At 71.3% G+C, this 21,101-nt stretch carries 15 protein-coding genes and 2 pseudogenes; 3 read left to right on the top strand and 14 right to left on the bottom strand.

Translation table 11 applies throughout. The features are described from left to right. Positions 1–7: 7 nt before the first annotated feature. Entirely contained in the window at positions 8–1,834 is a 1,827-nt protein-coding gene (locus ACFYW8_RS04420; RefSeq protein ID WP_389067721.1) for a serine hydrolase, read from the top strand. A 329-nt stretch (positions 1,835–2,163) separates the two neighbouring features. On the opposite strand, the gene ACFYW8_RS04415 is transcribed toward ACFYW8_RS04420, so the two are convergent. The 5 genes and pseudogenes from ACFYW8_RS04415 to ACFYW8_RS04395 form a co-directional block, all read right to left on the bottom strand. Beyond that, positions 2,164–3,729, bottom strand: a complete 1,566-nt coding sequence (locus ACFYW8_RS04415; protein ID WP_389067719.1) for a phytoene desaturase family protein — start codon at positions 3,727–3,729, stop codon at positions 2,164–2,166. A 189-nt stretch (positions 3,730–3,918) separates the two neighbouring features. Next, positions 3,919–5,064 (bottom strand): DUF6596 domain-containing protein, encoded by a 1,146-nt coding sequence (locus ACFYW8_RS04410; RefSeq protein WP_365875634.1) that lies wholly within the window; start codon positions 5,062–5,064, stop codon positions 3,919–3,921. An 8-nt stretch (positions 5,065–5,072) separates the two neighbouring features. Continuing rightward, the gene (locus ACFYW8_RS04405; protein WP_365875538.1) at positions 5,073–5,480 is read right to left on the bottom strand and encodes a YciI family protein; all 408 of its coding nucleotides are present in this window, start codon (positions 5,478–5,480) and stop codon (positions 5,073–5,075) included. A 371-nt stretch (positions 5,481–5,851) separates the two neighbouring features. Next, positions 5,852–8,131: a tetratricopeptide repeat protein gene (locus ACFYW8_RS04400; protein WP_389067714.1), complete on the bottom strand. Its 2,280-nt coding sequence runs from the start codon at positions 8,129–8,131 to the stop codon at positions 5,852–5,854. Positions 8,132–8,149: 18 nt separating this feature from the next. Further along, positions 8,150–8,864 (bottom strand): annotated as a pseudogene (locus ACFYW8_RS04395) (oxygenase MpaB family protein); the annotation flags it as partial. A gap of 559 nt (positions 8,865–9,423) precedes the next feature. Here ACFYW8_RS04395 and ACFYW8_RS04390 point away from each other — a divergent pair. Beyond that, on the top strand, positions 9,424–9,858 hold the full coding sequence (locus ACFYW8_RS04390) for a potassium-transporting ATPase subunit KdpA (protein WP_389067710.1): 435 nt from the start codon (positions 9,424–9,426) through the stop codon (positions 9,856–9,858). A gap of 27 nt (positions 9,859–9,885) precedes the next feature. Here the strand turns inward: ACFYW8_RS04390 and ACFYW8_RS04385 are convergent, their stop codons facing one another. The 6 genes from ACFYW8_RS04385 to kdpF all read right to left on the bottom strand — a co-directional run bounded on the left by ACFYW8_RS04385 (position 9,886) and on the right by kdpF (position 17,246). Then, complete coding sequence (locus tag ACFYW8_RS04385) at positions 9,886–11,700, bottom strand: APC family permease (RefSeq protein WP_389067707.1); 1,815 nt, start codon at positions 11,698–11,700, stop codon at positions 9,886–9,888. Between the two features lie 176 nt (positions 11,701–11,876). After that, positions 11,877–12,560: a response regulator gene (locus ACFYW8_RS04380; protein WP_389067704.1), complete on the bottom strand. Its 684-nt coding sequence runs from the start codon at positions 12,558–12,560 to the stop codon at positions 11,877–11,879. Positions 12,561–12,683: 123 nt separating this feature from the next. Next, complete coding sequence (locus ACFYW8_RS04375; protein ID WP_389067701.1) at positions 12,684–13,352, bottom strand: potassium-transporting ATPase subunit C; 669 nt, start codon at positions 13,350–13,352, stop codon at positions 12,684–12,686. A 5-nt stretch (positions 13,353–13,357) separates the two neighbouring features. After that, complete coding sequence (gene kdpB / locus ACFYW8_RS04370) at positions 13,358–15,487, bottom strand: potassium-transporting ATPase subunit KdpB (RefSeq protein ID WP_389067698.1); 2,130 nt, start codon at positions 15,485–15,487, stop codon at positions 13,358–13,360. After that, on the bottom strand, positions 15,484–17,148 hold the full coding sequence (kdpA, locus tag ACFYW8_RS04365) for a potassium-transporting ATPase subunit KdpA (protein ID WP_389067696.1): 1,665 nt from the start codon (positions 17,146–17,148) through the stop codon (positions 15,484–15,486). The genes kdpB and kdpA overlap by 4 nt, the downstream gene beginning before the upstream one ends. Before the next feature lie 8 nt (positions 17,149–17,156). Further along, positions 17,157–17,246, bottom strand: coding sequence for a K(+)-transporting ATPase subunit F (kdpF, locus tag ACFYW8_RS04360; RefSeq protein WP_033264828.1), 90 nt, complete (start codon positions 17,244–17,246; stop codon positions 17,157–17,159). A gap of 519 nt (positions 17,247–17,765) precedes the next feature. Between kdpF and ACFYW8_RS04355 the strand changes: the two genes are divergently transcribed. Then, entirely contained in the window at positions 17,766–18,323 is a 558-nt protein-coding gene (locus ACFYW8_RS04355; protein WP_389067692.1) for a hypothetical protein, read from the top strand. A gap of 14 nt (positions 18,324–18,337) precedes the next feature. Here ACFYW8_RS04355 and ACFYW8_RS04350 read toward each other — a convergent pair whose 3' ends face one another. From ACFYW8_RS04350 to ACFYW8_RS04340, 3 genes and pseudogenes are all read right to left on the bottom strand, one after another. Beyond that, a complete protein-coding gene (locus ACFYW8_RS04350) occupies positions 18,338–19,060 on the bottom strand; it encodes an NAD-binding protein (protein ID WP_389067690.1) in 723 nt (240 codons plus the stop codon). 152 nt (positions 19,061–19,212) lie between these two features. Then, the gene (locus ACFYW8_RS04345) at positions 19,213–20,055 is read right to left on the bottom strand and encodes a DUF4118 domain-containing protein (protein ID WP_389067688.1); all 843 of its coding nucleotides are present in this window, start codon (positions 20,053–20,055) and stop codon (positions 19,213–19,215) included. Then, positions 20,052–21,101 (bottom strand): annotated as a pseudogene (locus tag ACFYW8_RS04340) (sensor histidine kinase); the annotation flags it as partial. The pseudogene ACFYW8_RS04340 and the gene ACFYW8_RS04345, both read right to left, overlap by 4 nt.

Raw genomic sequence — 21,101 nt, 5'->3', positions numbered from 1 at the left:
CTTCTCGATGACCGAAGGCGCGAGGGACAGGACGGAAGGCGAGCGGGACGGAGCGGGGGGCGACCCGGCCGGAGGGGGCGGCGGGCTGACCCGCCGTCAATGGAGCAGGGGTGTACTGGCCGTGGGCGGGACCCTGGCCCTCGCACCCTTTCCGGCGGGCCCGGCGGCGGCTTCGACGGGGAACGGCCGCCGGACGCTGAGGCACGGCACGCCTGGGCAGGCCGGGCTGCTCGCCGGCCACCTGCGCCAACTGGTCGCGGACGCCGAGGCGTTCCTCGGACCCTCCCCCAAGTACCCCTGGTACGCCGGTGCGGTTCTGCTCGCCGGACGCGGGGACACCGTGGCCCTGCACCAGCCGATCGGCATGGCCGTGCGCTACGCGGCGTACGACGAGAAGACCGACACCGGTGTGGAGTTCCCCGCCGACCGGCAGATCCCGGCGGCCATGGACACGGTCTACGACCTGGCCTCCGTCTCGAAGCTGTTCACCTCGATCCTCGCCGTGCAGCAGATGGAGCGCGGCACCCTGGAGCTGGAGGCCACCGTCGCCTCGTACCTCCCGGAGTTCGCGGGCGGCGGCAAGAAGGACATCACGATCCGTCAACTGCTCACCCACACGTCCGGGTTCCGTTCCTGGATCCCGCTGTACAAGGCGCCGACCCACGAGGGGAAGCTCCAGCTCATCTGGGACGAGGTGCCCCTCCATCCGCCCGGCACCGCGTACCTCTACTCCGACCTGAACCTGATCTCGCTCCAGCTGGTCCTGGAGAGGATCACCGGCCGGACCCTCGACACACTCCTGCGCGACGAGATCACCGGCCCGCTCGGCATGGACCGCACCCGCTACAACCCGCCCGCCTCCTGGAAGCCGGAGATCGCCGCGACCGAGGACGCCCGGCTGCCCTGGTCGGGACTGGACCGCGGGCTCGTGTGGGGCGAGGTCCACGACGAGAACGCGTACTCCCTGGGCGGAGTCGCCGGTCACGCGGGTGTCTTCTCCCGCGCCTGGGACCTGGCGATCCTCGGCCGTACGCTGCTGAACGGCGGCGCGTACGGCAGAACGCGCATCCTCAGACCGGAGACGGTGGACCTGATGTTCACCGACTTCAACACCGCGTTCCCGGGCGACGAGCACGGCCTCGGCTTCGAGCTCTACCAGCACTGGTATATGGGCGCGATGGCGACTCCGCGCACCGCGGGCCACACCGGCTTCACCGGCACCTCGCTCGTTCTCGACCCGACGACCGACTCCTTCCTGATCGTCCTCGGCAACTCCGTCCATCCCGTGCGCAATTGGCGATCCGGCTCCGCTCCCCGGGTCGCCGCCGGGAACAATCTGGCGCGGGCCGTCGCGGTGCGTCCCGCGCGCGGTCGTACGTCCTGGTTCTCCGGAACGGCGAGCGCCACGACGGCGACACTGACACTGCCCCCGCTCGACACCACCGCCGGCCCGACGTGGCTCGGCTGCGCGCTGTGGTGGGACACCGAACCCGTGTCGGACGTCCTGTTCCTGGAGTCCTCGACCGACGGCGGCGCGACCTGGCGGCCGGTCCCGTTCACGGTCCGGCGCGGGTCCGAGGACCCGGAGACCCATCCGGCGGGCACGGCCACCGGCTGGTCCGGGCGGGTCTGGCACCGGCTCCGGGCGGACCTGCCGAACGCGGCGGCGCTCACACTGCGCTGGCGGTACATGACCGACCGGCTGTATGTCGGGCGTGGCGCGTACGTCGACGCCCTGCGGGTCGAGGCCGCGGGCCGCGTCGTCTTCGACGAGACGCACCCGGCGGACGCGGAGCGGATCGCGGCGGTGGGCTGGGTGCCGTCCCGGGACTGACGTGCGGTCGGCGGGGGCGGGCGTGGCCGCCTCCGCCTGCCGGTGGCCAGTTGCCAGGGCCCGATGGCCAGTTGCCCGACGCCTGGTGGCCGTAGCCGATGGCCAGCCGCCGAGCGTCCGGTGGCCGAAGCCGGAGGCCAGCCGCCGGGCGTCCGGTGGCCGGAGGCCGAAGCCGGAGGCCGAAGCCGGAGGCCGAAGCCGGAGGCCGAAGCCGGAGGCCGAAGCCGGAGGCCGAAGCCGGAGGCCGTAGCCGGAGGCCGAAGGGCCGGTCGCCGGTGGCCGGAGGCCGTAGCCGGAGGCCGAAGGGCCGGTCGCCGGTCGCCGGTCGCCTAGCCTCCCTGGCCCAGGGACTCCAGCACCGCTTTCGCCGCGTTGTGGCCCGGTACGCCGCTCACGCCGCCGCCGCGTACCGCGCCCGCGCCGCACAGCAGCACATTCGCGTGCCGGGTCTCGACGCCCCAGCGGCCGGTGCCCTCCTGGGCGTAGGGGAAGGCGAGGTCGCGGTGGAAGATGTTGCCGCCGGGCAGGCGCAGGTCCCGCTCCAGGTCGAGCGGGGTCTTCGCCTCGATGCACGGCCGCCCGTCCGCGTCGGTGGCCAGACAGTCGGCGAGCGGCTCGGCGAGGTGCGCGTCGAGCTGGGCCAGCGTCGACTTCAGCAGTTCATCCCGTACGGCGTCGTTGTCCCGCTCGAAGAGCCGGGCGGGCGTGTGGAGGCCGAAGAGCGTGAGGGTCTGACAGCCCTGCTCGACGAGGTCCCGGCCGAGGATGCTGGGGTCGGTGAGCGAGTGGCAGTAGATCTCGGAGGGCGGCGCGGCGGGCAGTTCACCGGCCGCGGCCTGGGCGTGCGCGGCCGCCAACTGCTCGTAGCCCTCGGCGATGTGGAAGGTCCCGGAGAAGGCCTCGCGCGGGTCGACGGACGTGTCACGGAGCCTCGGCAGCCGCTTGAGGAGCATGTTCACCTTGAGCTGGGCGCCCTCGGCGGGGGTGGGCTGTTCGTCTCCGGTGAGGTGCGCGAGCTCCTGCGGCGAGGCGTTCACCAGGACGTGACGGGCCGCGACGACGCCCTCGCCGTCCGCGGTCCTGTAGGTGATCGCGGCGGACTCGCCGTCCGTGTCGATCCGCAGCACCTCGTGGCCGGTGGCGATCACGGCTCCCGCGGCGCGCGCGGCGCCGGTGATCGCGTCGGTCAGGGCGCCCATCCCGCCGACGGGCACGTCCCAGGCTCCGGTGCCGCCGCCGATCACGTGGTAGAGGAAGCAGCGGTTCTGCCGCAGAGAGGTGTCGTGCGCGTCGGCGAACGTGCCGATCAGAGCGTCGGTGAGAACGACACCGCGTACGAGGTCGTCGGCGAAGTACTTCTCGACGGCGACGCCGACCGGCTCCTCGAAGAGGATCCGCCAGGCCTCCTCGTCGTCGACGCGCGTCCTCAGTTCCTCTCGGGTGGGCAGGGGTTCGGTGAGCGTCGGGAACACGCTCTTGGCGACGCGGCCGGTCATCGCGTAGAAGCGCTGCCACGCCTCGTACTCGCGCTCCGATCCCGTCAGCCGGGCGAACGCCTCGCGGGTGCGCCGCTCGCCGCCGCCGACGAGCAGCCCGGTGGGCCGTCCGTCCCGCTCGACCGGCGTGTACGAGGAGACCGTGCGGCCACGGACCCGGAAGTCGAGCCCGAGGTCCCGCACGATCTTCCGGGGCAGCAGGCTCACCAGGTACGAGTAGCGCGACAGCCGCGCGTCGACTCCGGCGAACGGCCGGGTGGACACGGCGGCGCCGCCGGTGTTCCCCAGGCGCTCCAGCACCAGCACGGACCGGCCGGCCCGCGCCAGATAGGCGGCGGCGACCAGTCCGTTGTGGCCTCCACCGACGACAACGGCGTCATATCCCTCGTGTACAGGCATGGTTCTTCGTAGCACGTGATGATCTACGTCGGCCAGGGGTGCGCGCAAGCGGCGGGCAACCGTACGAGGGGGCGCGGACGTCTCGTGTCCCGTGTCGCCTGCCCCCGTCGGGGCGACCGTCCTGGCCAGGGGGCCGCGCCGGGGTCGCGGGGAGGCCCGGGCGCGGCCCGTCAGGCGACCGGCGGCCCGTCAGCGCGACCGGCGGGCGTTGAGCCGGGCGGCCTGGCGCGTCAGATGGTCGCGCTCGGCCAGGTCGGTCGCCTTATGTGCCGCCTCGGCGTACAGCCGTGCCGCCGTCGCCAGGTCGCCGTCGCGCTCGTGGAGGTACGCCGCCACCGCGGTGTGCCGGGGCAGGGAGTCGTGCAGCGCCGCGAGCGCCGCCAGGCCGGCGCGCGGTCCGTCGGCCTCTCCGACGGCCACCGCCCGGTTGAGCCGGACGACCGGACTGTCGGTCAGGCGCGCGAGTTCGTCGTACCACTCGACGATCTGCACCCAGTCGGTCTCCTCGGCGGTGGGCGCGTCGGCGTGCAGAGCCGCGATGGCGGCCTGGGCCTGGAACTCGCCCAGCCGGTCGCGGGCGAGGGCCGCCTGCAGGATGCCGACGCCCTCGGCGATCGCCCCGGTGTCCCACCGGCCGCGGTCCTGCTCGGCGAGCGGTACGAGGCTGCCGTCGGGCGCGGTCCGGGCGGCGCGCCGGGCGTGGTGGAGCAGCATGAGGGCGAGCAGCCCCGCCGCCTCGGGATGGTCGATCGCGGCCGCCAGCTGCCGGGTGAGCCGGATGGCCTCGGCGGCGAGGTCGACGTCACCGGAGTAGCCCTCGTTGAAGACCAGGTAGAGAACGCGCAGCACGGTGGCCACATCGCCGGGCTGGTCGAACCGGACGCCGGAGACGGTGCGCTTGGCGCGGCTGATGCGCTGCGCCATGGTCGCCTCGGGCACCAGGTAGGCCTGGGCGATCTGGCGGGTGGTGAGCCCGCCGACGGCGCGCAGGGTGAGCGCGACCGCGGACGACGGCGTGAGCGACGGGTGGGCGCACAGGAAGTAGAGCTGGAGGGTGTCGTCCACCGCGGGCGTGGGTCCGGGCTCCGGCTCCTCCTCGACGAGGTCCTCGCGCCGACGGCGGGCGGCGTCCGCGCGGGTCGCGTCGAGGAACCGGCGCCAGGCCACGGTGACCAGCCAGCCCTTCGGGTCCCGCGGAGGGTCGGCCGGCCAGGCCCGGACCGCCTCGACGAGCGCGTCCTGCACGGCGTCCTCGGCCGCCGCGAAGTCGGCTCCGCGGCGGACGAGGATCCCGAGCACGCTCGGTGTGAGGCTCCGGAGCTGGACCTCGTTCACCTGAGAGGTCACTCCGTGATGGTGGGCGGCGCGGTCAGGAACGGGCGCAGCTCCAGCCACTCGTGGATCGGCTTCCCGCCCGCCCCGGGGGCGGCCGACAGTTCCCCGGCCAGCTCGAGGGCGCGCTCGTGGGTGTCCACGTCGATCACCATCCAGCCGGCGATGAGGTCTTTGGTCTCGGCGAACGGGCCGTCGGTGACCGGCGGGCGCCCCTCGCCGTCGTACCGGACCCACGTCCCCTCGGGGGCGAGCGCCTGGCCGTCGACGAACTCGCCGGTCTTCTCCAGCCGGGCCGCGAAGTCGTTCATGTACCGCATGTGGGCCGAGATCTCCTCCGGCGTCCACCGGTCCATGGGCACGTCGTTGACCGGAGCCGGGGCGCCACGGTAGTGCTTGAGCAGCAGGTACTTGGCCATCGTGTCTCTCCTGGGTACTGGTGCGATCCATTGTGGTCGCGTTCACTGCTGGGACGGAGCGGGCCACGGGTTCTCGACATCACCGCCAAGTTTTTTTGGCTCTCCTGGAATGAATGGGGGAGCACGCCGCTCCGGCGTCCGGGTTCACGGTGTGACGCGAGGGCGGGACACGGCCGTGCTTCCGTGACCGGCAACGGTCCGACCCGCTGGGAAACGGCCCCAGGGCACGCCGGCTGTCCCAAGGCTCCGCGAGCACTGACCGGCACCGGACGCCGACATCCGACGCCCCTCGCGGTCCGGGCCCGCGGCGCGCTCCGGGCCTGCCGCGCGGTCGCTCGGGCGGTCAGGATCCGCCGTCACGGTCGCCCGTGTCACTGGCCCCCGGCCGCCCGCTGCGCCCGCACGGCGGCCACCCTCCGGTACAGCTGGTCCGCCTCCTGCCCGTGCCCCAGCTGCTCCAGGCAGTGCGCTTCGTCGTTGCGGCCGGCGAGGGTGTCGGGATGGTCGACGCCCAGTACCCGCTCGCGGGCGGCGGCGACTCGCCGGTACTCGGTGAGGGCGTCCGCCCAGCGGCCGAGCCAGCCGAGCCCGACGGCGACCTCGCGGCGGCTGACGAGGGTGTCGGGGTGGTCGGCACCGAGCACCCGTTCGCGGACGGCGCAGACGTCACGGGATTCGGCGAGCGCCTCCTCCCAGCGGCCCAGGCGGCCGAGGTTCACACCGAGCCCGTGCCGCGCGCGCAGGGTTTCGGGATGCGCGGCGCCCTGTGCCCGGGTGCGGTCGTCGACGAGGGAGCGGTACAGCTCGAGGGCCTGTGCGCTGCGGCCGAGCCTGCCGAGACTGATGCCCACTTCGTAGCGGGCGGCGAGCGTGTCCGGGTGGTCCGGGCCCAGTGCCCGCGCACGGGCCCCGGCCACCTCCTGATAGGTGTGCAGTGCCTCGGCCCAGCGCCCCAACTGGCCTAGGACGTAGGCCACTTCGTAGCGAGTGACGAGGGTGTCCGGGTGGGCCGGGCCGAGCACCCGGGCGCGGGCGGCGGCGACCTCGCTCGCCATGCGGTACGAGTCCTCCGGGCGTCCGAGCCTGCTGAGGTTGAACGCGAGATTGTGGCGGCAGCGCAGGGTGTCCGGGTGGTCGGGGCCCATGGCGCGCTGCCGGGCGGCGAGTACCGAGGTGTAGGCCTGGTGCGCCTCGAAGTGACGGCCCAACTGACCCAGTACATACGCCATTTCCTGCCGCGCGGCCAGGGTGTCGGGGTGCCTGGCGCCGAGCACCCGCTCTCTGGCCTGGGCGACGCGCGCGTACTCGCCGAGCGCTTCCGCGGGGCGTCCGGTGCGACTGAGGGTGAAGCCGACCTCGTAGCGGCTGGCGAGTGTGTCCGGGTGGTCGGTCCCGAGCAGATGCTCGCGTTCGGCGGCCACCGAGCGGTGGACCTCGCCCGCCTCGGTCCACCGGCCGAGCCGCCCGAGGCTCAGCCCGGCGTTGTGCCGCCCGGTCAGAGCCGTGAGCAACTCCGGTGCGGGGGAAGGCCGTTCCCCTTGGCCCGGCAGGGGCGAGAGCGCCGTGGAGGGGCGGGCGATCCACTCGCTGGTGAGGCCGGCGGAGGCGTCCGGCGGGGTGCCGCGCAGCCCCGCGCCGGTGGCCTTGCGGCCGGTGGTCATGCCCTGGGTCCAGGAGGGCAGCCGGGGTGCGCGGGAGGGCGGCTGCTCGGCTCGGGCCGGAACCCGGGGCGCGGGAGAGCGCGGCCCCCCGGCGAGGCGCGGCAGGGCCGGGGCGACCACCGTCGGCACGTACGTCGGTGTGGTGCGCCCGGCGCTGATGCGGCGGGCGAGTTCACGGGCGTCCTGCGGACGCTGCTCGGGCCGTTTGGCGAGCAGGTCGAGGATGATCCGCTCCAGGTACTCGGGGATGTCGGCCCGGTGGCTGCGCGGCGGCTCGGGCACGGTGTCGCGGTGGCCGACGAGGACGGCCCAGGCGTCGTCGAGGTCGAACGGCGGTGCACCGGTGGCGATTTCGTAGAGCACGCACCCGAAGGAGTAGAGGTCGCTGCGCTCGTCGACCTCCGAGCCGCCGATCTGCTCCGGCGACATGTAGTGCGGGGTGCCCATCGCGATGCCGGTGCCGGTGAGCCGCGAGGTGAATCCGATGTCGTGGCCGAGGCGGGCGATGCCGAAGTCGCAGATCTTCACGGTGCCGTCGGTCAGCCGCATGATGTTCGCCGGCTTCAAGTCACGGTGCACGATGGCCTGTTGGTGGGTGTAGGCGAGAGCGTCGGTCACCTGGTCGGCGATGTCGACGACTTCGGCGACCGCGAGCGGGTGGTGGTGGTTCTCCTCCAGGAGCTGGCCGAGGTTGTGTCCCTCCAGCAGTTCCATCACCAGGTACAGCACACCGTCGGACTCGCCGAAGTCGTGGACGACGGTCACACCGCGGTGCTGAAGGGCCGCGGCGACCCGGGCCTCCCGCCGGAACCGCTCGCGCAGGACACGGGTGAAGGACGGGTCGTGGTGCGGGCCCAGCGGCTTGAGGCACTTCACGGCCACCTGACGGCCCAGCGATTCGTCCCGGGCGCGCCACACCTCCCCCATGCCGCCGCGCCCGATCGGATGAAGGAGCCGGTAACGGCCCTGGATCAGCCTGCTCTCCGCCATCTCGAGTGATCGCCCCCGTCACTGCTCACTGCCCGGCCCCGAGCCCACCCCTGGCCCCGCCCCGCCCAGTATGACGAGCTGTCTGCCGACTTTGTACGGCGCCGGGCGCGAGCCGGGGCCGAGCCGTGACACGGCCGAGAGAATGCGCTTGGGCGGGAGTTGCCGGCGCAGCCGTGCGGGGACACAGCGCAGCATGGTGCCCGTGACCCGCGGCCGCCGGGTCACCGCGGCGGGCGACGGCGCCGGCCTGCCGTACGACGTCTGGGCGTACGACGGCAGAGCGGCGTACGCGAGCCCGGCCACGCGCCGCCGCAATTGTGCGCGCGCCGGTACGAGCAGCGGGTGGACCGGCGGTCGCCGGAGGAAGTCGTCCACTCGCGGGTTTCGGGGCCCGCGGCGAGTCCGGGGAGCATCTTCTCGAAGTGCGCGGCCACTTCGGCTCAGTTCGACGGCGCCTGGTCGGGGTCGAGCCCCACCAGCCGCGCGCCGACCCGGTGTTCCCCGATGTAGCGGTCGGCCTGCCCGTCCGTGAGCCGGAAGCCGGAGCGCCGCAGGGCGCGCGGACACGAGTCGATCTCCGCGCAGTGCACCCACAGCAGCAGTTCGGGATCGTCGACCCGTACCACTCACCGGTGTCCGGGTCGGTGGCGGTGAGCATGCGGTGGATCTTCCGGACCCGGGCCGCCGCCCGCTCCGCGGCCTCGACTGTCCCGTACGTCGTCGTTCCGACGAACTGTCAGGTGCGCCCAGGAGCCACGGTCGGCACACGTAACGGCGACCCACCTCGCTCCACCAGCCCCTGCACATCGGACCGCCGACGCAGGCACTCGCCGGGCACGCCGCTCCCGCCGATCTCACGGCCCCGCATGTCACGGTGCCCAGACTGATCGCGTCGCACCCGGCGCACGCGCCCCGTGACGCGTCCTGTGACCAGGATCGCTAGGTGGCATCGGGCAACGTTGGCGAAGAGAGGCTCGCGCTCTCGTCCTGCACGTCCCGGGTACTGCACGCACGCCGTCCGGGCGGTGTCGGCCGGCCGTGCCGCAAGATCCTGGTGGAGCCGGCCGAGCCGCCCGAGTGTGGGAGGAAGAGGACCGTCCAAGGCGTGGCGGGTAACACGGCGGAGGGGAAGGACCGTATCCACGGTTCGGCATCGAGCATGGCTACCGCTCTCCGGGAGGACGACGGACGACGACGCGGATCACAGGGAGTGGAGCAGGGCGAGGGTCCGCTGGAGCTCGTCACGCAGCGCTCGTCCGGCCGCCTCGGCATCCCCCTGCACGACGGCGTAGATGCGCTGGGCCGTGGTCTACGCGCTGATCCCGCCCACCGTCATCCTGGCCTGCACGGGCATCGCGCTCGCCTTCGACGACGGGCAGACCTCGATGGGCAACCCGGGGGCGCACGGCCTGACGGAGCTGATCTACGCCTACACCAGCAACACCAACAGCAACGGCAGCGCGATGGCGGGCTTCAACGGCGCCACCGACTTCCACGATCTCTTGATGGTGGTCGCGATGCTGGCGGGGCGGTACCTCCCGATGGTCGCCGTGCCGGCCCTGGCCGGGCGGCTCGCCAGGCAGCGGCCCGGCGTCGTCACGGCCGGCACGCTGCGCGCCCAGGGCGTCAACTTCGTCGTCCTCGCGACGGCCGCGGCCGTCGTCCTGGCGCTGCTCAACTTCCTGTCGGCCCTGTCCCTCGGCACCGTCGCCGACGGACTCCTGTAGCCCCGTACCGGCTGAGCCCCCGGCCCGTCACAGGCTCAGCCGGTACGGCACCACGCACACGACGACGTCGGTACGGGCCCGCAGCGCGGCCGCCAGCAGCAGGCCGCGCTGGTTCTGGAGGATCTGGTACCGGCGGTGGCGCGGCTCGACCTCGGGAATGAGGACGGCGATCTGACGTCCTTCCTTCTCCGCCCGCCGGACGTAGTCCACGATCGGTTCCACGAGGGAGCGTTGCGGGCTGTCGATGACGTCCAGTCGTACGCCAGGATTCCAGCGGGCCCAACTCTCCTCCAGGGCACGTGCCTTGGCCGGATCACCGTGCACGGCGACCGCGACGACGTCGCGACCGAGCGCGCGGGCGGCCGTCAGCGCGAGCTGGGTGAGCTTGCTGACCTCGCCGACCGGCACGATGACGAGGGAGTCGGTGAGACGCACCGGCGGCGGAACCTCGCCGAGCCCGAGTTCCCGTCCGACCTCCGTGTAGTACCGCTGGACGCGGGAGAACAGCAGCATCAGCAACGGAATGGCGACGACCACCACCCACGCCCCCTCCAGGAACTTGGTGGACAGCAGAACGATGCCCGCCACGGCCGTCAGTACCGCGCCGATCCCGTTCAGCACCGCGCGCCGCAGCCAGCCGGGCTGCCGCTCGCGCCTCCAGTGCCGCACGAGCCCGATCTGACTGATCGTGAAGCCGATGAACACCCCGATCGCGAACAGCGGGATCATCCGGTGCGTGTCCGCGTTCACGGCGATCAGCAGCAGCGCCGCGAGCAGGGCGAGAGCCACGACTCCCCAGCGATAGACGGGTCGTTCCTTGCGCAGCCCGAAGAGATGCGGCAGCCGGTGGTCCTTGGCCAGCAGGCTCATCAGGACGGGCAGTCCGCCGAAGCTGGTGTTCGCGGCGAACGCGAGGGCCACGGTGACGATGAGATTGGTCGCGTAGTACGGCCAGCCCGTCCCGTACGAGCCCGCCGTGAGCTGTGCGAGTACGGTCACGCCGCCGCGCGGGGCCACATGGTCACGGCGGATCAGCACCGCCAGCCCGATCAGCATCAGCCCGAGCAGCCCGCCCAGCATCAGCTCGGTGCGCTGCGCCCGCCTGACGCGCGGCGCGCGGAAGGCTGGTACCCCGTTGGCGATGGCCTCCACGCCGGTGAGCGCGGAGCAGCCGGAGGAGAACGCCTTCAGGAGCAGCAGCACCCCCAACGCCTCGGTGGCGTGGACGGGTTGGTCCGTCCCGACGACGGCCGCCGGGTGGGGGCGCAGCAGCCCGAGCACGACGATGCCGAGGATGCTCACGATGAACAGCACCGTGGGCAGCATCAGCACCCGGGCGCTCTCGGCCACACCGCGCAGGTTCACGACCGTGAGCAGAGCGAGCCCGCCCAGGCAGAGCTCGAGCAGATGCGAGCCGAGCGAGGGGAAGGCGGACGCGAGACTGGCCGCTCCGGCCGCCAGGCTGACGGTCACGGTGAGCACGTAGTCCACGACGAGACTGGCCGCCGCGAGGTAACTCGTCCTGGGGCCGAGATCCTTCTTGGCCACCGCGTAGGCGCCGCCGCCGTCGGGGTGCACGGCGATCACCTGCCCGTAGGACACGACGAGCACCGCCAACAGCGCGGCGATGACCAAGGTCACCGGCAGCGTGGCGGACAGCGCCCCGGTCCCGGCGGCGATCAGGACGAGCACGATCGCCTCGGGCCCGTACGCCACCGAGCTCAGCGCGTCCAGGGACAGGGCGGCGAGCCCTTCAAGACTGGTGAGGTGGTGCCGTTCGCCTTCCCCTGGCAGCAACGGAACCTTCGGCCGCAGTTCGCGGCGGGCCAGACCGTACGCCATCAGGAACCACCTCGCGGTGCGGAGTGCGGAAGATCAAGGCTGTTCGAGGCCAGTGTGACCACGCCATCCGGGCGAGGAGCGCCAAGGACGCGCCAAGGCTTCGCTCCTCGTCGGGGAATCGGTTGCCCTCGGCCAGTGTGCGGGACTGGTATCCGGTGCGGATCTCAGCCAGGGACTCAGCGTTCGAAGCGGTAACCCATGCCGGGTTCGGTGATGAGGTAACGGGGGTGGGCGGGGTCCGCCTCCAGCTTGCGGCGGAGTTGGGCCATGTAGACCCGCAGGTAGTTGGTCTTGTCGCTCTGGCTGGCCCCCCACACCTCCTGCAACAGGTGCTTCTGCGTGATGAGCCGGCCGGGGTTGGTGACCAGGATCTCCATCAGATGCCACTCGGTGGGCGTGAGGCGTACGTCGTGCCCGGCGCGGGTGGCCTTCTTGGCGAGCAGGTCGAGGGTGAAGCCGTCCGTCGTGACGAATGTCGTCTCAGGGGCCAGGGGAATGTCCTCGGTGCGGCGGACGGCGGCGCGCAGCCGGGCCAGCAGTTCGTCCATGCTGAACGGCTTCGTGATGTAGTCGTCGGCGCCCGCGTCGAGTGCGGCCACCTTCTCGTCGGAGGCCCGGCGCGCGGACAGCACCACGATCGGTACGCGGGTCCAGCCGCGCAGGGCTTTGATGACGTCCGTGCCGTCCATGTCGGGCAGTCCGAGGTCGAGCAGCACCACGTCGGGTTGCCGGGCGGCGGCGAGGCGCAGCGCGGTGGTGCCGTCGGGAGCCGCGTCCACTCCGTACTTGCGGGCCCGCAGGTTGATCACGAGCGCCCGGACGAGCTGAGGGTCGTCCTCCACCACCAGTACCCGAGTCATCGGTGTGCGCCTTCCCTGTGGGACGGAGGGCCGGAACCTGTGGAACCGGCTTCGTGAACGCGGGAGTCGACGAGCCGGGGTGTCTTCCCGGTCGCCGACTCCCGCACGGTTTGCGTAAGGCCATCAGCTCTTCGCCGCAAGTTCCCTGAGTGCGATGTTGAGTTCGAGGACGTTGACGCGGGGTTCGCCGATGAAGCCGAGGGTCCGGCCGTCGGTGTGCTCGTCGACCAGCTTCTGCACCTGGGCGACGGGCAGGCCGTTCTTCTCCGCGATCCGGTGCACCTGGATGTCCGCGTACTCCGGGGAGATGTCCGGGTCCAGGCCCGAGCCGGAGGAGGTGACCGCGTCGGCGGGCACGTCGGAGGGCTTGACCGGGTAGCCGGGAACCGAGTTGTCCTTGATGACGGCGGCCTTGGCGTCCTTGACCCACTTGATCAGGTCGGCGTTGTCACCGGAACGGTTGGTGGCGCCGGACAGGATCAGGCTGTACTGGGTGTTGACGCTGTTGGTCCCCAGGCCGTTCTGCGGGCGGCCCTGGAACCACTTCAGGTCCGGCTCCGGGGTCTCCTGGCCCTTCTTCAGCGGCAGGTTGTACGCCTGCCCGATGAGCGAGGAGCCGACCACCTTGCCGTCCGCCTTGATCTCCGAGCCGTTCGCCTGGCCGGAGAACAGGCCCTGGGCGATACCGGTGACGGCGAGCGGGTAGATCACACCGCACACGACGGTGAGCACGAGCAGGGCGCGCAGGCCGGCCCAGAGCAACCGGGCCGTGCTGCTTACCGAGTTGTTCATGGGGATCAGCCGATTCCGGGGATGAGGGAGATGAGCAGGTCGATGATCTTGATGCCGATGAAGGGGGCGACCAGGCCGCCGAGGCCGTAGATCCCGAGGTTGCGGCGCAGCAGCTTGTCGGCGCTGACCGGGCGGTAGCGCACACCGCGCAGGGCGAGCGGCACCAGCGCGATGATGATCAGCGCGTTGAAGATGACGGCCGAGAGGATCGCGGAGTCGGGCGAGGACAGGTGCATGACGTTGAGCTTGTCCAGACCCGGGTAGACCGCGGCGAACAGTGCCGGGATGATCGCGAAGTACTTGGCGACGTCGTTGGCGATGGAGAACGTCGTCAACGCGCCCCGGGTGATCAGCAGTTGCTTGCCGATCTCGACGATCTCGATGAGCTTGGTGGGGTTGGAGTCCAGGTCCACCATGTTCCCGGCCTCCTTGGCGGCCGAGGTGCCGGTGTTCATGGCCACGCCCACGTCGGCCTGCGCCAGCGCCGGGGCGTCGTTGGTGCCGTCGCCGGTCATCGCGACGAGCTTGCCGCCCGCCTGCTCCCGCTTGATGAGCGCCATCTTGTCCTCGGGGGTCGCCTCCGCGAGGAAGTCGTCGACGCCCGCCTCCTCGGCGATCGCCTTCGCGGTCAGCGGGTTGTCACCCGTGATCATGATGGTCTTGATGCCCATCCGGCGCAGCTCGTCGAACCGCTCCCGCATGCCGTCCTTGACGACGTCCTTGAGGTGGATGACACCCAGGATCCGGGCGCCTTCCGTGTCCTCGACGGCCACCAGCAGCGGCGTGCCGCCCGCCTCCGAGATCCGGCTGGCCAGGGTGTCGGCGTCTTCGGACACCTCGCCACCCTGCTCCTTGACCCAGGTGATGACCGACCCGGCCGCGCCCTTGCGGATCCTGCGGCCGTCGACGTCCACACCCGACATACGGGTCTGGGCGGTGAAGGCGATCCACTCGGCGCCCGCGAGTTCGCCCTGGTGCCGCTCGCGCAGCCCGTACTTCTCCTTCGCCAGGACCACGATGGAACGGCCCTCGGGCGTCTCGTCGGCCAGCGAGGACAGCTGGGCCGCGTCGGCGACCTCCGCCTCGGTCGTCCCCGTCACCGGCACGAACTCCGACGCCTGCCGGTTGCCCAGCGTGATGGTGCCGGTCTTGTCGAGAAGAAGGGTGGAGACGTCACCGGCGGCCTCGACCGCACGGCCCGACATCGCCAGGACATTGCGCTGGACCAGGCGGTCCATGCCCGCGATGCCGATCGCGGAGAGCAGCGCGCCGATGGTGGTCGGGATCAGGCAGACAAGCAGGGCCACCAGCACAACCACGGTGAGGTGCGTGCCGGCGTAGTCGGCGAACGGCGGCAGGGTGGCCACCGCCAGCAGGAAGACGATCGTGAGGGACGCGAGGAGGATGTTCAGCGCGATCTCGTTGGGCGTCTTCTGCCGGGCCGCGCCCTCGACCAGGGCGATCATCCGGTCGATGAACGTCTCGCCGGGCTTCGTCGTGATCTTGATGACGATCCGGTCGGAGAGGACCTTCGTGCCGCCGGTCACCGCGGACCGGTCGCCGCCGGACTCCCGGATGACCGGGGCCGACTCGCCGGTGATGGCCGACTCGTCGACCGAGGCGACCCCCTCGACGACGTCACCGTCGCCGGGGATGATGTCGCCCGCCTCGCAGACCACCAGGTCACCCACGCGCAGTTCGGTGCCGGGCACCTGCTCCTCACGGTCACCCACCAGACGCCGGGCCACCGTGTCGGTCTTGGCCTTCCTGAGGGTGTCCGCCTGCGCCTTGCCGCGTCCTTCGGCCACCGCCTCCGCCAGGTTGGCGAAGATCACGGTGAGCCACAGCCAGGCGCTGATCGCCCAGCCGAACCAGTCGCCCGGGTCCTTGAAGGAGAACACCGTCGTCAAAACGGACCCGACGAGGACGACGAACATCACGGGCGACTTGACCATCACCCGCGGGTCGAGCTTGCGGACTGCGTCCGGCAGCGACCTGAGCAGCTGCTTCGGGTCGAACAGACCCGCGCCGACCCTTCCTTCGTCCTTGTGGCCGGTCGGCACATCACTGTGCGGCGCCCGAGTGGGAACAGTCGTGGACACGGCGTCCTCTTGGTTGTCTGTACGAGTGGTCATGACGCCAGCCCCTCGGCCAGCGGACCCAGCGCCAGGGCCGGGAAGTAGGTCAGACCGGTGATGATCAGGACCGCGCCCACCAGCAGCCCGGTGAACAGCGGCTTCTCCGTGCGCAGGGTGCCCGCGGTCGCCGGCACCGGCTGCTGCCCGGCCAGCGAACCCGCCAGCGCCAGCACGAACACCATCGGCAGGAAGCGGCCCAGCAGCATGACCAGCCCGATGCTGGTGTTGAACCACTGGGTGTCGGCGTTCAGACCCGCGAACGCCGAGCCGTTGTTGTTGGCGCCCGAGGTGTAGGCGTAGAGGATCTCGGAGAATCCGTGCGCCCCGGAGTTGGTCATCGAGTGGCCCGGGGTCGGCAGGGCCATCGCCGCCGCGGTGAAGACCAGCACCAGCGCCGGGGTGATCAGGATGTAGCAGGCCGCGAACTTGATCTCGCGGGTGCCGATCTTCTTCCCCAGGTACTCGGGGGTTCGGCCGACCATCAGACCGGCGATGAACACCGCGATGACCGCCATGATCAGCATGCCGTAGAGGCCGGATCCGGTACCACCGGGCGCGATCTCGCCCAATTGCATGCCCAGCATGGTGATACCGCCGCCGAGACCGGTGAACGAGGAGTGGAAGGAGTCCACCGCACCCGTCGACGTCAGCGTGGTCGCCACCGCGAAGATCGACGAGGCACCGACCCCGATGCGGGTCTCCTTGCCCTCCATCGCCCCGCCCGCGATCTGGAACGCGGGACCGTGGTGGTGGAACTCGGTCGCCATCATCAGCGCGGTGAAGCCGATCCAGATGGTGACCATCGTGGCGAGGATCGCGTAACCCTGCCGGACCGAGCCGACCATGACACCGAAGGTGCGGGTCAGCGCGAACGGGATCACCAGCAGCAGGAAGATCTCGAACAGGTTCGAGAACGGCGTCGGGTTCTCGAAGGGATGCGCGGAGTTGGCGTTGAAGTAACCGCCACCGTTCGTGCCCACCTCCTTGATCGCCTCCTGCGAGGCCACCGCACCACCGTTCCACTGCTGCGAGCCGCCGAAGAACTGGCCCACCGAGTGGATACCGGCGAAGTTCTGGATGGCGCCGCACGCCACCAGCACGACCGCGGCGACCACCGACAGCGGCAGCAGGATGCGGACCGTGCCGCGCACCAGGTCGGACCAGAAGTTGCCCAGCTCACCGGTCCGCGAGCGGGCGAAACCGCGGACGAGGGCGACGGCCACCGCGATGCCGACGGCCGCGGAGACGAAGTTCTGCACCGCCAGGCCGGCGGTCTGCACGACGTGGCCCATGGCCTGCTCGCCGTAGTACGACTGCCAGTTGGTGTTCGTCACGAACGACGCGGCGGTGTTGAACGCCTGGTCCGGATCGATCGCCGTGAAGCCCAGCGAGCCGGGCAGATGACCCTGCACGCGCTGCAGGAGATAGAGGAACAGGACGCTGACGGCGGAGAAGGCCAGCACACCGCGCAGATACGCGGGCCAGCGCATCTGCGTGTCCGGGTCGGCACCGATGCCCTTGTAGATCCACTTCTCGACGCGCAGGTGCTTGTCGGAGGAGTAGACCCGGGCCATGTAGTCGCCCAGGGGACGGTAGGCGAGTGCCAGCGCGGCTATGAGAGCGAGCAGCTGGAGCACGCCGGCGAGAACGGGACTCATATCGAGGCTCAGAACCTCTCCGGGAAGACAAGGGCGAGGACGAGATAGCCCAGCAGGGCGACGGCCACGACCAGGCCGACAATGTTCTCGGCGGTCACAGCTTCGTCACCCCCTTGGCGACGAGGGCCACCAGCGCGAACACCGCGATCGTGGTGACGACGAAGGCCACGTCGGCCATCGGAACTCCTAGAAGAGGTGCGGATCGAACGGACGTTTAGAGGAAACCGTCTCTCTGGCCGAATTCGAGCGCCGTTGACGCCACCCATACGGAGGCTCGGACACCTTTGACGGAACCCTTACGGCCGACTCGTCCATCTGTCGGAACCGATCCCCCATCCGCCTGAGACGTCGACGATCCGTGCGTCCGCGCCATCCAGGTGCGGGCAGTCCGCCATCCAGGTGCGGGCAGCCAAGGTGAGGCGTCGGAGGATGCGGTACCGCAGCCGGCGGATCACCACGTCCGTGTCACCGGCACCATCACCACGGTGCGGTCGCGGTGCGGGACTCCCTTTCCGGCAGCCCATGCCACACCGTGGCGTCAAGAACGAGCAGGGTGCCCATCAGAGTCCCGTCAAGACATGCGGTTCCGGCCTCGCGGGGTCTCTACCTTCGGCAACATGGAACGCCGCAACGACGCGCGACACGACGCGGTCCACACTCCTCCAGAGCCGCCTGCGGAAGTGGCGCACGACCGCCACTGGGCAAGGGATCTGCGCAGCTCGATCCGCTGCGCGGCCGTTCTGCTCACCACTCTCCTGCTGATCGACTGGGGAGCGGGCACCTTCACCCCCCTGCGCGGCGCGCTGTGGGCCGGGCTCGGCGTGCTCCTGTTCCTGGTGCTGTACCCGCCCAGGGTCAGCGCGGGCGAGGGCTGGCTGGCCTCACGCGGACTGCTGCGGAAGCGGCGGGTACGCACCGACCTGCTGGTGTCGGTGCGCTGTCTGGACGGCGTCTCGCAGCGGCTCCTCCTGCGGGACGCGTCCGGTGTGCGGGTCGAGATCAACCCCCAGGTCCTGGTGGACAACCCCGAACTGTGGCACCGCCTGGACGAGGACGCCCAGAAGTCGGCGGCGTCCGGATCGCTCACCTGCGGGGCGACCGCGCTGCGCCAGGTCTCGGAGCGGATCGATCGCGAGACCGCCCTCACCGTGTTCAAGGTCTCCGGGCTGGGCTGAGCGCACACCGCCGCTCATCCCCGTCTGTCCACCGGATGCGGCTGCACCCCGGTCATGAGGATGTCCAGACCGCGCCGCGTCGTCGCCGGCACGACTCGGTCGGCCGCCCGAAGCACCCGCCCATGGGGCGGACGCCAGTCGAAGCCGGGCCGGCGGAACCGGATCCCCGCGAGAGTGTCCCCGGACGAGGACCCGGGGTGCGCCATGGCGGAACCGACGGCCAGGACCCGCCACTCGTGCTCGCGGAACGCCTCATGCACCGAGCGTCCCTCGAGTTCGGGGTGCCCGGCCACGTCGACCACCGTGAACAGCAGCGAGCCCCGCTCGACCGGCATCACTCCCAGCACATGGCGGCCCATCATCGCGGCGGCGAAGGAGGGCGCCGCGAGCGCCGAAACGCTGCGGCTGCGGGTGGGCGCGTCGGGGTAGGAGGCGCGCAGGGTGCGTTGAACGGTGGCGGCGAAGTCGTCGTCGTACAGCCGCATCACCACCCGTACACCCGGGTTGGTCTCCCGTGCGGCCATCACGATGTCGAGGTTCTCGCCGTCGTCACGGGTGAGGACCAGCAGCGACTTGCTGTGCCGGACGCGCGCCCGCGGGTCCCGGTGGAGCGCGGCGATCTCGGAGCCGTGTTCGTCACGCCGGGAGGGCAGCACGACGGTGACGGCCTCGCCGCACACGGCGTCCAGCTCGACGGCGAGCCGGTGCGCGAGCCCGTCGTCGCCGCAGATCACCATGTGCTGGGAACGGAGGCCAAGTTCCGTATGTGTATGGAGAGTTGACGTCACATCAGTCAAGAACGGCAGCATGGACGGGACCAGTTCCGGGGAGACACCGGTTCGGCGTCAACGTTCCGTATGGGTCTGTCATCTCGTCCCGTACGCCTCCATCAGCCGTCCCTCACCGGCCCCGCCGTGTCGAGAGCCGCACCCGTCCGGTCGGCGAGGGTGACCGCGACCAGGCGTGCCTGGAGCGGCGGTACGGGGCCCGGGCCGGGGGTGAGCATGAAGTGGCCCAGGTAGCGGCCGTTGCCGTGGGTACGCAGCTCGGTCTCACCGTCCGGCCAGCCGCTCGCGTCGAGATCCCAGTGCCGCCGCCCGACCGCCACGTTGCCGTCCTGTTCCAGGCGCGGCGGCTGCCCCAACAGGGTGCCGTACTCGAAGCGGCAGCCACGCAGGCCGAGGAGTTCGGTCAGCTCCCGGCGGACGTGGTCGACCACGGTGTCCGAGGACTTCGCGGACTGGGCGAGCTCGGCCGTCTCGTGGATCCGGGCCAGGTATCCCGCGTCCGTCACGGTGATCACTTCGAGGCGGCGGGCGCGGGCCGCGAGCTGGGACACGATCAGGCCGACGATCAGCAGCAGGACCGCCGTCTCGATGTCCGAGGACGCGGTGATGTCGAAGGTCTGGTAGGGACGGGTGAGGAAGAAGTCGAACCAGGCCGCCGCCGACAGCGCCGCGAGCACCCCCGCCGCACGGCTGCCGATCGCCGCGACCGCGGCGACCACCACGACCAGGATCAGCGCCGCGTTGGTACGCGACAGATCCGTTCGGAAGGGCACGAGGGCGAGTGCCACCAGGAACGGGCCCAGGAGACCCGCCACCAGGGCGAGCCGGTCCCTCATCGGATATCCGGTCATCACGCCGTCACCTCCTGCGCTCGTCACGACGGCTCCGAGCGCCCGTGTCCTGGCGCTCACGAGTCCTGGTGTGCCGTGTTCGGTGCTGCTCATACGCCGCCTCCTACGCTCCGCGTGTCTCCGTGTTGCTCCGCCCGCTCGGCGACGGGCAGCGACAGGACCATCGTCAGACCGCCGCCAGGGGTGTCCTCCGGGGTGAGCGTGCCGTCCATCGCCTCCGTCAGCCCCCGGGACAGGGCCAGGCCCAGCCCGAGGCCGGTGGTGTTGTCGGTGTCGCCCTGTCGCTGGAAGGGTTCGAAGAGCCGGTCGCGTTCGGTGGCCGGCAGGCCGGGCCCGCGGTCGACGACACGCACTTCGACGCGGCCCGCGTGCGCGCTGGCGGTCAGCAGCACCTGGCGGTCCACCGGGCTGTGCCGGGCGGCGTTGGCTACGAGGTTGGCGATCACCCGCTCCAGCAGGGGCGGGTCGGCCAGCACGGCCGGAACCTCCTCCAGGTCCGCCACCTCGACCTCGGGGGTGTCCGCCAGCGCGGCCGGCAGGATCTCCTCCAGCGTGGTGGCGCGCAGATTGAGGGTGAGGACGCCTGCCTGGAGGCGGCTGAGATCGAGGAGGTTCTCCACCAGACGGTTCAGTTTCGCCATGGACTCGTCCGCGGTGGCGAGGAGTTCGTCCTGGTCCTCGTCGGAGAAGTCGACGTCCCGGCTGCGCAGCGAGGAGACCGCTGCCCAGCCCGCCGCGAGAGGCGTACGCAGGTCGTGACCGACCGCCCGCAGCAGCGCCGTACGCATCCGGTCGGCGGCCTTGACCGGTTCGACCTCGGCGGCGGCCTCGGCGAGCCTGGCCCGTTCGACGGCCGATCCCACGTGCGCGGCGAACGCGGCGAGGACGCGCCGCTCCGACGACGGAAGTGTGCGACCGCGCAGGACCAGGAAGGCGCCGGGTCCCGCGGGCACGACCGTCGCGCCGTCGTCTCCGGGCGGCTCGTCCACCAGCTCCACGGAGTCCATGCCGAAGGTCTCACGGGTCCGTTCCACCAGCGCCGGGATCGTCGCTCCGCCCCGCACGATGCTGCCGGCGAGCGAGGACATCGTCTCCGCCTCCGCCGTGGCCCGCGCCGAGCGCCGCGACAGGAGCAGGGC

The sequence above is a fragment of the Streptomyces sp. NPDC002742 genome, assembly GCF_042888885.1.
In the GTDB taxonomy this organism is placed as follows: domain Bacteria; phylum Actinomycetota; class Actinomycetes; order Streptomycetales; family Streptomycetaceae; genus Streptomyces.
The sequence above is the reverse complement of the archived record's forward strand: the minus strand, read 5'-3'. Positions and strand labels throughout refer to the sequence as shown.

Excerpts from the sequence above, each read along its gene's own strand:
- ACFYW8_RS04420 (WP_389067721.1), top strand. The coding sequence starts at position 8 with ATGACCGAAGGCGCGAGGGACAGGACGGAAGGCGAGCGGGACGGAGCG.
- ACFYW8_RS04405 (WP_365875538.1), bottom strand. The coding sequence starts at position 5,480 with ATGGCCAAGTACCTGCTGCTCAAGCACTACCGTGGCGCCCCGGCTCCG.
- ACFYW8_RS04380 (WP_389067704.1), bottom strand. The coding sequence starts at position 12,560 with ATGACTCGGGTACTGGTGGTGGAGGACGACCCTCAGCTCGTCCGGGCG.
- ACFYW8_RS04345 (WP_389067688.1), bottom strand. The coding sequence starts at position 20,055 with ATGAGCAGCACCGAACACGGCACACCAGGACTCGTGAGCGCCAGGACA.
- ACFYW8_RS04355 (WP_389067692.1), top strand. The coding sequence starts at position 17,766 with ATGGAACGCCGCAACGACGCGCGACACGACGCGGTCCACACTCCTCCA.
- kdpB (WP_389067698.1), bottom strand. The coding sequence starts at position 15,487 with ATGACCACTCGTACAGACAACCAAGAGGACGCCGTGTCCACGACTGTT.
- ACFYW8_RS04350 (WP_389067690.1), bottom strand. The coding sequence starts at position 19,060 with ATGGTGATCTGCGGCGACGACGGGCTCGCGCACCGGCTCGCCGTCGAG.
- ACFYW8_RS04400 (WP_389067714.1), bottom strand. The coding sequence starts at position 8,131 with ATGGCGGAGAGCAGGCTGATCCAGGGCCGTTACCGGCTCCTTCATCCG.
- ACFYW8_RS04415 (WP_389067719.1), bottom strand. The coding sequence starts at position 3,729 with ATGCCTGTACACGAGGGATATGACGCCGTTGTCGTCGGTGGAGGCCAC.
- ACFYW8_RS04375 (WP_389067701.1), bottom strand. The coding sequence starts at position 13,352 with ATGAACAACTCGGTAAGCAGCACGGCCCGGTTGCTCTGGGCCGGCCTG.
- ACFYW8_RS04385 (WP_389067707.1), bottom strand. The coding sequence starts at position 11,700 with ATGGCGTACGGTCTGGCCCGCCGCGAACTGCGGCCGAAGGTTCCGTTG.
- ACFYW8_RS04390 (WP_389067710.1), top strand. The coding sequence starts at position 9,424 with ATGCGCTGGGCCGTGGTCTACGCGCTGATCCCGCCCACCGTCATCCTG.
- kdpA (WP_389067696.1), bottom strand. The coding sequence starts at position 17,148 with ATGAGTCCCGTTCTCGCCGGCGTGCTCCAGCTGCTCGCTCTCATAGCC.